Raw genomic sequence first — 12,670 nt, forward strand, 5'->3', positions numbered from 1 at the left:
GGCGTCCGCTCCTTCAGGCGTCGGTCGCCGGCGCCGGCAGCGTGATGCCGCGGGCCACGGCGGGGCGGGCCGCGATGCGCTCGTGCCAGGCGCTCAGGTGGCGGTGCCGGCTGAAGTCGAACTCGATGATGCGGGCGATGTGGCTCCAGCCGAAGTGGGCGATGTCGGCGATGGAGTAGTCGTCGCCGGCGAGGTAGGGATGCTCGGCCAGCCGGCGGTCGAGCACGCCGAATACGTCTTCCGTCAGCCGCCGGTAGCGTTCGATGGCGGCGGGGATGGGGGCGTCGGCGAAGCGCTCGAAATGCACGCGCTGGCCGATGATGGGGCCGACGCTGGACGCATGGAATTGCAGCCACTTGATGGCTTCCCAGCGCGCGGCGGCGGACGCGGGCAGCAGGCGGCCGGCCTTTTCGGCCAGGTAGAGCAGGATCGCGGCGGACTCGAACAGGGTGACGCCGGTTTCGTCGTCGGCGATGACCGGGATGCGGCCATGCGGGTTGAGCGCCAGGAACGCGGGGCTGCGGTGTTCGCCGGCCCCGATGCGGACGTGGTGCAGGCGGTAGGGCAGCGCCAGTTCCTCGAGGGCGATCGTGGCCTTGAAGCCGTTGGGGGAGCTATCGGTGTAGAGATCGATCATGGCGGGTCCGTTCAGGGGCCGAGGGTTCTTTCTGCAAGAAGCTCGGCTAAACTCGGAGGCATTTCCTGGTGGAAATTCTGAACGTGGAATGCCGGGAAATAAAACGATTTGATCTGCACGCTGTGTTTAGCTAGGCTAAATCATGAATCCTGTTTTTCCGCTTCTGGCGCTGCGCGCTTTCACCGAGGTCGGCCGCCACGGCAGCATCAAGCGGGCCGCCGCCGCGCTGGGGGTGACGTCGGGCGCCGTCAGCCAGCAGGTCCGGCTGCTGGAAGAGCGGGTCGGGTTGCCCCTGTTCACGCGCGGCCGGCAAAGCATGGCCTTGACCGAGGCCGGGGCGCGCGTGCATCCCGGCCTGCTGACGGCGTTCGACCAGATCGAATCGGCGCTGCGCACGCTGGAGGCCGCCCGCGCGCGCAAGACGCTTACCGTCAGCACCATGGCCTCGTTCGCCGCGTCGTGGCTGGTGCCGCGGCTGGGGCGCTTCACCAGCCGGCATCCGGATATCGAGGTCCGCGTGGAGGCCGTGGCCGATCTGGTCGATCTGCATCGGGACCGGGTCGACATCGCGATCCGCCACGGCCTGGGCAGCTATCCCGGCCTGCAGTCGCGGCCGCTGATGGCGCCGGTGCTGCTGCCGGTGGCCAGTCCGGCGTTGCTGGCCGACGGGCCGCCGATACGCGAGCCGGCCGACTGCCTGGCCTATCCGCTATTGCAGGACGGCTGCCGCGCGGATTGGGGCTTGTGGCTGGCCGCGCACGGCGTGGCCGCGGACCCGCGCGCCGAGCGCGGCACGGCGTTCGGCGAGGACTATCTGCTGATCCGCGCGGCGGCGGCCGGCCAGGGGCTGGCGCTGGTGCCGCAGGCATATGCGCGCGAAGAGATCGCCGCCGGGCGGCTGGCGCTGGCGCTGGACCGGCCGTGGCCGGCGCGCTTCGCGTATTACGTGGTGATGCTGCCGGATGTCGCGCGGCGTCCGGAAGCGGCGGCGTTCGCGGCCTGGCTTGAGGAAGAGGCGCAGCAGCCGGCCTGAGCCGCGATGCCTGTTCAGCGCTGCGCGGGCTTGTCGGCCGCGGCGCGCAGGAAGTTCTGTTCCAGCTGGCTCAGGACGCGGTTGAGCGCGTCGATGTCGGCTGTGGACAGACCCTTGAGGGATTCTTCGAAGAAGGCCGCGCGCTTGGGCAGGGCGGCGTCCACCACCGCCTGGCCCGCCGCGGTGAGGCTGGCGTTGGTCAGGCGGTTGTCCTGCGGGTCCACGGCGCGCGAGATCCAGCCCAGCTTCTGCATGGCCTGCAGCTGGCGCGTGAGCGAGGCGGGGTCCAGGCGGCAGCGTTCGGCCAGGTGCTTCTGCGAGCACGGGCCGCGTTCGTGCAGGGCCAGGAGGATGCGCCAGCGCGGCAGGGCGTGGCCGACCCGGCCGCTGAAGGCGCTTTGCATGACGCGGTAGGTCTGCCCCATGTGCTGGATGACCTGCAGGCCTTGTTGCTGTTTGGACAAAAGCTAATCTCCGACGCTGGCCGGTTCCGCCTTGGCGGGGCGGACCAATTGAACCGGGGGCACGCGCCGCACGCACCATAGCGCGAAGACGGCGACGACCAGGGCGATGAGCTGCCCTTCATGGATGGCGCCGACGAGCGCGACGCGCGCGATCTCGATCAGCGAGGTTCCGTCCTGCCCCTGGTGCGCCAATTGTGCCAGGAACTGGGTCTGCGCTTCGGGGTTGACCAGCATCTGGGGATCGCGCAGCTGGGGCAGCCATTGCGCGGACGATCCGCGCAGCGTGGATTCGACGCCGTTGAAATAGCGGTGGCTGACCATGGTGCCGACGATGGCCGTGCCCAGCATGCCGCCCACCATGCGCAGCGATTGCAGCAGGGCGGTGGCGATGCCGAGGTGGCTGCGGCCGGCGGTCTGCTGCGCGAAGACGGTGAGGTTGGGCATGATGAAGCCCATGCCCACGCCGGCCAGCATCATGTAGGCGGCGATGAGCGCATGCGAGGTGTAGTTGTGGGTGGTGACGATGCCCAGGCACGAGAGCGCCATCAGCAGGAAACCCGAATACAGCATGAAGTTGGGATTGCGCATGCGCACGATGACGCGGCCGTTGACGATGCTGCCCACGGTGATGAAGACCACCATCGGCGTGATCAGCAGGCCGGCCAGCTGCGGCGACAGGCCGAAGCCGCCCTGCAGCAGCAGCGGCGCGTAGAACATCAGCGAATACATGGTCACGCCTACCAGCAGGGACAGCGTGAACAGCATGGCCAGGCCCTGGTTGCGGAACATGTCCAGCGGCAGCAGGGGATGCGGGCAGCGCTTTTCCCACCAGTACAGCAGCGCGAAGGCGGCGAGGCTGACCGCGCCCAGCAGCAGCAGGCCGGCGCTCAGGCCCTGCTGCGGCAGCAGTTCGACCAGCAGCTGCAGCGAGCCCAGCGCCAGCGCGATGAGCAGCGCGCCCTGCCAGTCCAGCCGCACCGGGCCGTCGGTGTGGCTGCGCAGGCGCGGCAGGTAGCGTGTGACGAACCACAGCCCCAGCACGCCGATGGGCAGGTTGACGTAGAAGACCGAACGCCAGCCGTAGTGTTCGGTCAGCATGCCGCCCAGCGACGGACCCACGGCGTTGGCGATGCCGAAGGCCGCGCTGACCATGACCTGCCAGCGCAGCCGCACGTGCGGATCGGGGAACAGGTCGGGAATCGAGGCGAACGCGGTGCCCACCAGCATGCCGCCGCCTATGCCTTGCAGCGCGCGGGCCAGCACCAGGGCGAACATGCTGTCGGCCGCGCCGCACAGCGCCGAGGCCAGCGTGAACAGCACAATCGCGGTCACGACGAAGGGCTTGCGTCCGTAGTAGTCGCCCAGGCGGCCGAAGATGGGAATGGTGATGACCGAGGTCAGCAGGTAAGACGTCGCTACCCATGCATACAGTTCGAATCCCTTCAGTTCGGCCACAATGGTCGGCAACGCCGTGCCCACCACGGTCTGGTCGATGGCGACCATCATCATGACGAAGCACATGCCGAGCATGGCGAGCAGGGTCTGCCGGAAGGGCAGGACCTGGCCGGGCGAATGCGGGGGGGATGAGGCGGGGGCGGGCATTACTGGATGGATCAATGATTGATATATCAAACATTCTAGCCCTACAATCCGCCAGACAGGAAGCCGTCAGCTTTGGGCGGCCGGCGGTCCGATTTGTTACGATAGCGATATCTGTACGCTGGCCTGGCCAGCGTCTTCACCTCTCGACAGGCCTGCGGCGCGACTTGCCGGCAGGCCTTTTCCACCGGTAAAGCACCATCCCCGCGTTGCGGCGCGGCGGGCGGCATTCGAAGATTTCCAGTCGAGGTACCGACGGGGCAGCAATGAAAACGTGGTTCAAGCGCATTTTGATAGGCCTGGTTGTGTTGGTTGTCGTGGCCGTCGTTGGCCTGGCCATCTTTTTGCTGACATTCGACCCCAACGCGTACAAGTACAAGCTCGAAGAGCTTGTCCAGCAACGCTACCAGCGCACGCTGACGATAGACGGCGAGATCGAGCTGTCGCTCTTTCCCCGCATCGGCCTGTCGGTGCAGGGCGTGTCGCTGTCCGAGCCCAATAGCTCCGAGATCTTCGCCTCCATCGACAGCACGCGGCTGGCGGTTGCCGTCTGGCCGCTGCTATCGAACAGCTTCGTGGTGGACCACGTGGCCATCAGCGGCCTGAAGGCCCGCGTGATCCGGGGCAAGGACGGCCAATTCAATTTCAGCAATCTGGTGGGCGGCACGGCGCCGGTCACCGAAGTGCCGGCCAACCCGGCCGAGGCGCTGGTGGGCGCGGCCGAGACCGCGGCGCAGGCCATCACCAACGGCAGCCTGCCGCCGCGGCGCAGCAATATGCAGATCGACATCGCCGGCCTGGACCTGAAGGACGGCTCCGTGCAGCTGCAGGACGCGATCAGCGGCATGGCCGTGGCCGTCACCAAGATCAACGCCAACACCGGCCGCGTCACGTTCAACCAGCCTTTCGACGTGCGCCTGACCGCGCGCGTGGAAGGCGGCAACCCGCGGGTCGACGCCAACCTGACCGGCCAGGCCCTGTTGACGCTGGACCCCTCGGCCAAGCGCTACGCGGCGCAGAAGCTGGACCTGCGCATGGACGGCAAGCTGCCGGGCGCGGAAGCCAAGAGCCTGGCCATGCGCGGCAACCTGGCGTTCGACGGCCGCAAGTCGGCGCTGGACGTGGCCGGCCTGGAAGTCGTGTTCCAGGGCGACGTGACCGATCCGGCCGCGGCCGCGACCAACGTGGACGCCAGCGTGGCCATGCCCAAGCTGTCCATCGATCCGCACAAGCGCCAGCTGCAGATCGAGAAGCTCGCCATCCGCGCCAAGGGCGGCGTGGCCGACGGCCCGTTCGAATTCGCCGTGGACGCGCCTGCGCTCAATATCTCGCCCGCCTCGGCCACCGGCGAGGCCCTGACCGGCCGCGTGCGGGTCAGCGGCCTGGACGCCAGCTTCGGCCTGAACGGCATCAGCGGCAACGCCGGCGAACTCGACATCAAGGAAGCCAAGCTGGACAGCACGTCCAAGACCGGCGAACGGGTGGTCAAACTGAACTTCGCCTCGCCGCTGTCGCTGAATCTGCTGATGCGCAGCGGCGCGCTGTCGGCGCTGCGCGGCGACGTGAACATCACCGATCCGGGCCTGCCCAAGGGCAGCCTGCAGATTCCGGTGATCGGCAGCGTCACCGCCGACCTGCTGAAGGACCAGGCCACCAGCAAGATCAACGCGGTGCTGGAGGGCGGCAAGTTCGACCTCAGCGCCGACATCACCCGCCTGAGCGACGCGCCGCGCGTCAATTTCGCGCTGGTGGTGGACACCCTGGACCTGGACAAGCTGGTGCCGCCCGTGACGCCGCCGGCGGCCAAGCCGGCCGAAGGCAAGAAGGACGAAAGCAAGCCGGCGCAGCCCGCGCCGGCGCCTGCGCCCGTCGACGATACGATCGACCTGTCGGCGCTGGTCGGCCCCAGCGTCAACGGCACGCTGAAGGTCGGCAAGCTGGTGGTGCGCGGCCTGAAGGCCGACGAAGTCGGCGCCACGGTGAAACTGGACAAGGGCAAGCTGGAAATCACCAGCCTGACGGCCGGCCTGTACGGCGGCAAGCTGGCCGGCGCCGTGACGGTCGACGCCGCGCAGGGCAACCAGCTGGCCAGCAAGATGTCGCTGGCGGGCATCGCGATCGAACCCTTCCTGATGGACCTGGCCAAGCGCAACATGCTCAGCGGCACGGGCAGCCTGGCGCTGGACCTGAAGACGGCCGGCGCCAACGCCTACGCCATGAAGGCGGGCCTGGGCGGCACCATGCAGCTGCGCCTGCGCGACGGCGCGGTCAAGGGCATCAACCTGACGCAGACGCTGCGCGAACTGAAGGCGGCCTTCAAGCCGGAGTCGCAGGACGAGACCGTGCCGGCCGACACCAGCAAGCAGACCGAATTCTCCGAAATGGAAGCGGACCTGGCGTTCGCCAAGGGCGTGGCCAGCGTGAAGCGCCTGAACGTCGTGTCGCCGCTGCTGCGCGTGACGCAGGGCGAGCCGGCCACCATAGACTTCGTCAAGAGCGAGCTGGACCTGGTGGCGCGCGCGCGCGTGGTCAATCCGGCCGCCGATCCCGAAGGCAAGGAACTGATCGACCTGAAGGACGTGACCATTCCGGTGCGCATCCAGGGGCCGTTCGACAAGCCGAGCTATACGCTGCTGTGGAAGGACGCCGTCGGCGCCATCCTCAAGCGCAGCCTTGAAAACAAGCTGCGCGATGCGGTCAGCGGCAAGGGCAAGAACGGCGAAAGCATCGACAAGGCACTGAAGGGGCTGCTGGGCAAATGAGCGCGGAATCATTCCAACCCATCGCCGAATGCGGCGTCACGGCGCAGCCTGAGGCCGCCGGCTACCATCGCCAATGGCTGGTCGCCAACGATTCCGGGCAGTGGCTCAACCGCGAGCTGTGCCCGCGCCTGGCTGAAGTCGCCGTCGAGCTGCGCATGGGCTACCTGGTGCTGAAGGCGCCCGGCATGCTGCGCTTGGACATTCCGCTGGACGTGATCGAGGACGACGACAGCGTGCGCTACAGCATGCGGGTCGGCGAGCAGGTCGTGGACGTGGTCGACGAAGGCGAGCTGGCCGCGGCCTGGATCTCGAATTTCGTGCAGGTGCCCTGCCGCATCATGAAGGTGCACCCCGACACGCCGGTGGCGGCCTGGCCGGCCTGAGCGTGTGCTACGACGCGGAGGCGCGGCGGTATTCGAACGCCGCGTGCGCCGCGAGGCCGGCCACCAGGCCCCAGAAGGCCGATCCGATACCCCAGAAACTGAAGCCCGACGCCGTGGCCAGCAGCGTGATGAGCGCCGCTTCGCGGCGTTGCGGATTGGCCATGGCCGCGGCCATGCCGCCCATGATGGTGCCCAGCAGCGCCAGGCCGGCCAGGGCCGCCAGCAGGGCCGGCGGCAGGGCCTGGAAGAACACCGCGACGGCGCCGGCCACCACGCTCAGCGCGACATAGCCCAGGCCGTAGGTGGCGGCGGCGATATAGCGCTTGCCAACGTCAGGGTGGGCTTCGGGGCCCGTGCAGATGGCCGCGCTGATCGCGCCCATGGTGACGCTGTGGGCGCCGAAGGGCGCGGCCAGCAGGCCCAGCAGGCCGGTGGCCGCCACCAGGCGGGACGCGGGCGGGCGGTAGCCGGCGGCCTGCAGAATGGCCAGGCCCGGCAGGTTCTGCGAAGCCATGGCCACCACGAACAGCGGAATGCCCAGGCTGACCGCCGCCTGCGCGCTGAAGGCAGGGGTGGTCCAGACGAATTCGGTGAGGCGCCAGTCCAGCAGATCGAGCTGCATCAGGTCCAGCGCGTAGGCGATGGCGATGGCCACCAGCATCACCACCAGCACCGCGTAGCGCGGCGCCAGGCGCCGGCACACCAGGTAGGCGGCGCACATCGCCAGCACCAGCGCGGGCTGCTGGTTGATGCTGCTGAAGACGCCCATGCCGAAATTGAGCAGCACGCCGGCCAGCATGGCCGCGGCGATTTCGCCGGGGATGCGGCGCAGAATGGGATCGATCCAGCCGAACAGGCCGCAGGCCAGCGTCAGCGCCGTCGCCAGCACGAAGGCCCCGATGGCCTGGTCGAACGGTACGCCGGCCAGCGCGGTCACCAGCAGGGCGGCCCCGGGCGTGGACCAGGCCATGACGATGGGCAGGCCGGTGCGCAGGCTGTAGAGCGCGCCGCCCAGGCCGAACGCCAGGCTCAGCGAGCCGATCCAGGAACCGATGCGGGCCGCGTCCAGGCCCGCGGTGTGGCCGGCCTGCACCATCAGCACGGCGGTGCCGCCGAAGCTGACCAGCACGGCGACCAGGCCTGCCGCGACGGCGGAGGCGGAAAGGTCGCGGCGGGCGCGGTGGCGGGGCGGGGGCAGGTCTATGCTGGACTGGGCTGCATTGCTCATGCTGCACCGGTCAGACGACGGTACTTGGCCATGAGCTGTTCCTGGCCCTCATGCCATTGCGGATGCAGTTCGATGCATTCCACGGGGCACACCACCTTGCATTGCGGTTCGTCGTGATGGCCGACGCATTCGGTGCAGCGGTCGGGGTCGATCACGTAATAGTCTTCGCCCATGGAAATTGCTTCGTTCGGGCACTGGGGCTCGCAAACGTCGCAATTGATGCATTCTTCGGTGATGGTCAGGGCCATGGCGGGCTACGGTAAGAGCGGTGGGGCGACCGTCATTGTACCGCCGCCGCCCGGATGGGCGGCGCGACGCAGGGGCGCCGTGGACGCCCCTGCGGTAAAGAAATCGGACCGGCGGTTCAGCCCGGCCAGGACTGTTCGCGGCGTTCCTTGGCCTTTTCCTGCAGCCAGCGCTCGACCGACGGGAACACGAACTTGCTCACGTCGCCGCCCAGCTGGGCGATCTCGCGCACGATGGTGCCCGAAATGAACTGATACTGGTCCGAGGGCGTCATGAACAGGGTCTCGACGTCGGGCAGCAGGTGGCGGTTCATGCCGGCCATCTGGAATTCGTACTCGAAGTCGGACACCGCGCGCAGGCCGCGCACGATCACGCGTCCGCCCTGGTCGCGCACGAAGTCCTTGAGCAGGCCGCCGAAGCTTTGCACTTCCACGTTGGGATAGTGCCCCAGCACCTCGCGCGCGATTTCCACGCGCTCGTCGATGTTGAAGAAAGGCTTCTTGTTGCGGCTAATGGCGATCCCGACCACGACTCTGTCGAAAAGCGTGGCGGCACGGCGGACCAGGTCTTCATGGCCTCGGGTCAGCGGGTCGAAAGTGCCGGGATATACAGCGGTGATCATGCGAGCTCCGTACCGTTATTAGTGGTGTACACCATCCTCCGAATCCCGGATTATTGATCTATTTGCGCAATGCAGCAAATTCCAGCAGGTGATAGTGGACGGCGCCGGCCTTGTCCTGCCGCAAAATCGTGAATCCTTCGGGCGCTTCGATGGGGTTTTCCGCTTCCACGTAGACCAGTCCGCGCTCGGTCAGGATGCCCGGCAGCAGCGGCCACAGGCGCGGCAGCCAGCCCTGGCCGAAAGGCGGATCCAACAGGATGAGGTCGAACCGCGACGCATCCATTCTTTCGGTGACCTGCATGGCGTCGCCCACGTGGATGCGTATCATGTCGGCTTTGAGTTTATCGCGCAGCGTCCGCAGGGCGGCCGCTGCGGTCCGATCGCGCTCGACCATCTGCACGTGCGCCACGCCGCGCGAGGCCGCCTCGAAGCCCAGCGCGCCGCTGCCGGCGAACAGGTCCAGCACCTGCTTGTCGGCGAATTCGCCGCCCCACAGGTGATTGAGCCAGTTGAACAGCGTTTCGCGCACCCGGTCGGGCGTGGGACGCAAGGTTTCCACGTCGGGCACGGCGATGGGGGTGCGCCGGTATTGGCCCCCTACGATACGAATATACTTGTTACCCATGTTCAGCCGCTTCTTCAAGAAAAAATCCCCTCCGCCCGCCGCGCCGGCCCAGCCCGCGCCGCCGCCGGAGGTTGCAGATCCCGTTCCCGCGCCGGCCGAGCCGGCCGCGCCCGCGCCATCGGCGCCGCAATCCGCGCCCGCGCCGGTCGCCCCGCCGGCTCCCGCGCCGGCCGTCGAACCGGCTGCCGCGCCCGCGGTCGAGCCGATCCCGGCGCCGCCCGCGGCGCCGGTCGAGCCGGTCGCCGCGGCGCCCGTGCTGGAACCCGCGCCGGTCGCCGCGCCCGCGCCCCAGCCTGAACCCGAGCCCGTGGCCGAGCCCGCGCCGGCCGCCGAAGCGCCCAAGAAGGCGTCCTGGCTGGCCCGGCTCAAGCAGGGCCTGTCGCGCACCGGCCAAAGCATTGGCGGCATTTTCGTCGGCGTCAAGGTCGACGAAAACCTGTTCGAGGAACTCGAATCGGCGCTCATTATGGCCGATGCGGGCCTGGAGGCCACCGAGAAGCTGCTGACCGCGCTGCGCGCGCGCGTCAAGAAAGAACGCATCGAGGACCCCGCCAAGGTCAAGGTGGCCCTGCGCCAGCTGCTGGCCGACCACCTGCGTCCGCTGGAGCGGGCGTTCGACCTCAAGCGCACCCAGCCGCTGGTCGTCATGATTGCCGGCGTCAACGGCGCGGGCAAGACCACTTCCATCGGCAAGCTGGCGCACACCTTCCAGCGCCAGGGCGCCAGCGTGCTGCTGGCGGCGGGCGACACCTTCCGCGCCGCCGCCCGCGAGCAGTTGATCGAATGGGGTAGCCGCAACAACGTCACGGTGATTTCCCAGGACGGCGGCGATCCGGCGGCGGTGGCGTTCGACGCCGTCAACGCGGGCCGCGCGCGCGGCATGGGCGTGGTGATGGTGGACACCGCCGGCCGCCTGCCGACGCAGCTGCACCTGATGGAAGAGCTGAAGAAGATCCGCCGCGTGATCGGCAAGGCCGACGCCGCCGCGCCGCACGAGGTGCTGCTGGTGGTCGACGGCAATACCGGCCAGAACGCGCTGGCGCAGATCCGCGCCTTCGACGCGGCCATCAACCTGACGGGGCTGGTCGTGACCAAGCTGGACGGCACCGCCAAGGGCGGCACGCTGGCGGCGGTGGCCGCGGGCAGCCAGGGCGTGCGCCCGATTCCGGTGTACTGGATCGGCGTGGGCGAAGCCCTGGAAGACCTGCAGCCCTTCGTCGCGGACGAGTTCGCCGGCGCCTTGCTGGCGGAGTGATTCCGGCCCCGCGGCCCCGCTACTTCCAGAACGGCTTGCTCGCGGCCAGGTCGTCGAACGCGCGCTGCGCGTCCTCGGCCAGCTCCTGCAGCCGGGCGCTGATCCAGCCCAGCGCGAACCACGCCTGCGGATGGGTGGCGGTGCACGACTCGTAGTAGTCCTTGGCGACCGCCAGGTCGTTGATTTCCCCAAGAATGTCCTGGACCCGCGACAGCAGCTTGCGATAGCCGCGCAGCCTGGCCGCGGGCAGCAGCGATTCGGCGAAGGCCAGGCTATAGCGCAGGCGCTTGCCGCGTTTGCGCAATTCGTGGCGGGCGGGAATGTCCAGCGCCGCGAACTGCGTGCCCTGGTCGGCCACCTTGCTGTGCCAGCGATGCAGGCGCCGCGCCAATTGCTTGCGCAGGCGCTGCGGATCGGGCTCGGGCGCGAGCATGGGGATGATGGTGGGACGCACGCTGGGACCGGCCACGCCGCCTTCGAGGCGGATGGCGGGTTCGGGCGCGGCGTCGCTGGGCGTGCCGTTGGCGACGGGCTGCCCGTCCGAGGTGGGCGGCGCGGCCGGCACGTCCAGGCTCCATTCCAGCAGATCCAGCAGCCAGCCCTGGAAGGCCTTGCCGCCGGCGATGCTGCGCGCGTCCTGCTCGGGCGGCGCGGCTTCCATGGGGATCACCGGCATGCCCGCCCGCATCAGCGCCGGCGCCACGGTTTCGTTCAGCACGTCCTGGTCGCGGTTGGCGCCGAAGGCGCCGAAATGCGTGCGCACGCCTTCCAGCAGGGAGGCCGGGATCGGCGCGATCCAGCCGTCGAAAAGTTTCCATGCCGAACGCAGCCGGCGCACGCCCACGCGCAGCTGGTGCACGTGTTCGGAATTGCCGGCGCGGTAGACGTCCTCGGTGTCCACCTCGGCCAGGACCGAGGCATTGCGCGCGATCTGGTCCAGGCATTCAGCGGCGATGCGGGCCATGGCCTGCGGGGCCGTCATGTCCTCGCGCAGCTTGACCGCAGCCGCGCCGCGCGGCGCCCAGAACTGGGCGATGGCCTGCGCGCGGCGCGTCTCCAGGTCATCGCCCGGAATGGCGTCGGCGTCGGCCAGCCGCTGCGCCAGCTGGGCCAGCGCGTCGCCGCGTTCGGACTTGCTGCGCGGGTCCAGCACCAGCGCGTGGCGCTGCTGCCAGCCGCGCGCGGCCGCGAAGATGGCCGCGGGGCGGCCCGAAACCAGTTCGAATTCCAGTTCGGAGATCGGCAGTTCCAGCGCGCCGGCGCGCAGGATGCCGGTGTCGTAGGCCAGCTCGACCGTGCCGTAGCGCGTGCGCACCTTGCGCAGCAGGCGCTGCACGTCGGTTTCGTAGCGCAGGCCCAGTTCGCCCTTGACCGCGGCCAGCGCGGCCTCGACCTCTGTGCCCGCGTACACCGACAGGTCCAGCACCGGGCCGGGGCGCGGATGGTTGAGTTCGATGCGGGTGATGGCGTTGATGCCGGGCATCTTCAGGGTCTGGACCCAGTCGCGGCCTTCCTGGCGCAGCCGGATCGCGATGCGGGCCCGCGCGAGTTCGCGCTCGGGCGTGTCGAAATACATCGCATGCAGGCGGATGCGGGTCGCCTCGCGTTGCTTGATCTCTCGCAATACGGCCGGGCGGGACGCCGCGGGCACGTGCAGTTTCAGTTCCTGTTCCGACATGGCGGCGGCTGTCCAACGGCAAAAGCCGAGATCTTAATTAAACGGGGGCGGTGATTTGATGACCGGTCATATTTATTTCACACGGAGCATAGACGTGTTTGCGGCGCATCAACAACCGGCGCGAGCCGCAACCGGGCG

At 68.7% G+C, this 12,670-nt stretch carries 12 protein-coding genes; 4 read left to right on the plus strand and 8 right to left on the minus strand.

Going from position 1 to position 12,670, the window contains the following annotated elements; all coding sequences use genetic code 11:
- Nucleotides 1-13 precede the first annotated feature (13 nt).
- Nucleotides 14-637 (minus strand): glutathione S-transferase family protein, encoded by a 624-nt coding sequence (locus AC1M14_RS04225; RefSeq protein WP_479731057.1) that lies wholly within the window; start codon nt 635-637, stop codon nt 14-16.
- A gap of 142 nt (nt 638-779) precedes the next feature.
- Here AC1M14_RS04225 and AC1M14_RS04230 point away from each other — a divergent pair, with 142 nt between their 5' ends.
- Nucleotides 780-1,670, plus strand: coding sequence for a LysR substrate-binding domain-containing protein (locus tag AC1M14_RS04230; RefSeq protein ID WP_111825835.1), 891 nt, complete (start codon nt 780-782; stop codon nt 1,668-1,670).
- 14 nt (nt 1,671-1,684) lie between these two features.
- On the opposite strand, the gene AC1M14_RS04235 is transcribed toward AC1M14_RS04230, so the two are convergent.
- Nucleotides 1,685-2,134 carry a MarR family winged helix-turn-helix transcriptional regulator gene (locus AC1M14_RS04235; RefSeq protein WP_102773969.1) on the minus strand — a complete coding sequence of 150 codons (450 nt, stop codon included), beginning with the start codon at nt 2,132-2,134 and terminating at the stop codon, nt 1,685-1,687.
- 3 nt (nt 2,135-2,137) lie between these two features.
- Nucleotides 2,138-3,736: an MDR family MFS transporter gene (locus AC1M14_RS04240; protein WP_111825834.1), complete on the minus strand. Its 1,599-nt coding sequence runs from the start codon at nt 3,734-3,736 to the stop codon at nt 2,138-2,140.
- Between the two features lie 263 nt (nt 3,737-3,999).
- Here AC1M14_RS04240 and AC1M14_RS04245 point away from each other — a divergent pair, with 263 nt between their 5' ends.
- Both AC1M14_RS04245 and AC1M14_RS04250 read left to right on the plus strand, forming a co-directional pair.
- Nucleotides 4,000-6,495, plus strand: a complete 2,496-nt coding sequence (locus AC1M14_RS04245; protein ID WP_479731058.1) for an AsmA family protein — start codon at nt 4,000-4,002, stop codon at nt 6,493-6,495.
- Nucleotides 6,492-6,878 (plus strand): MOSC N-terminal beta barrel domain-containing protein, encoded by a 387-nt coding sequence (locus AC1M14_RS04250; protein WP_102773966.1) that lies wholly within the window; start codon nt 6,492-6,494, stop codon nt 6,876-6,878. The genes AC1M14_RS04245 and AC1M14_RS04250 overlap by 4 nt, the downstream gene beginning before the upstream one ends.
- A gap of 7 nt (nt 6,879-6,885) precedes the next feature.
- Here AC1M14_RS04250 and AC1M14_RS04255 read toward each other — a convergent pair whose 3' ends face one another.
- The 4 genes from AC1M14_RS04255 to rsmD form a co-directional block, all read right to left on the minus strand.
- Complete coding sequence (locus tag AC1M14_RS04255; RefSeq protein WP_479731059.1) at nt 6,886-8,106, minus strand: benzoate/H(+) symporter BenE family transporter; 1,221 nt, start codon at nt 8,104-8,106, stop codon at nt 6,886-6,888.
- Nucleotides 8,103-8,354, minus strand: coding sequence for a YfhL family 4Fe-4S dicluster ferredoxin (locus AC1M14_RS04260; RefSeq protein ID WP_043547072.1), 252 nt, complete (start codon nt 8,352-8,354; stop codon nt 8,103-8,105). The genes AC1M14_RS04255 and AC1M14_RS04260 overlap by 4 nt, the downstream gene beginning before the upstream one ends.
- Before the next feature lie 116 nt (nt 8,355-8,470).
- Nucleotides 8,471-8,974, minus strand: coding sequence for a pantetheine-phosphate adenylyltransferase (gene coaD / locus AC1M14_RS04265; RefSeq protein ID WP_102773965.1), 504 nt, complete (start codon nt 8,972-8,974; stop codon nt 8,471-8,473).
- Nucleotides 8,975-9,032: 58 nt separating this feature from the next.
- A complete protein-coding gene (rsmD, locus tag AC1M14_RS04270) occupies nt 9,033-9,599 on the minus strand; it encodes a 16S rRNA (guanine(966)-N(2))-methyltransferase RsmD (protein ID WP_111825831.1) in 567 nt (188 codons plus the stop codon).
- Here rsmD and ftsY point away from each other — a divergent pair.
- Entirely contained in the window at nt 9,598-10,854 is a 1,257-nt protein-coding gene (gene ftsY / locus AC1M14_RS04275; RefSeq protein WP_479731060.1) for a signal recognition particle-docking protein FtsY, read from the plus strand. The two genes, rsmD and ftsY, sit on opposite strands and share 2 nt — an antisense overlap.
- Before the next feature lie 19 nt (nt 10,855-10,873).
- Here the strand turns inward: ftsY and AC1M14_RS04280 are convergent, their stop codons facing one another.
- The gene (locus AC1M14_RS04280; protein ID WP_209166717.1) at nt 10,874-12,532 is read right to left on the minus strand and encodes a CYTH and CHAD domain-containing protein; all 1,659 of its coding nucleotides are present in this window, start codon (nt 12,530-12,532) and stop codon (nt 10,874-10,876) included.
- Nucleotides 12,533-12,670 lie beyond the last annotated feature (138 nt).

This window comes from Achromobacter sp. SX5 (assembly GCF_056711425.1).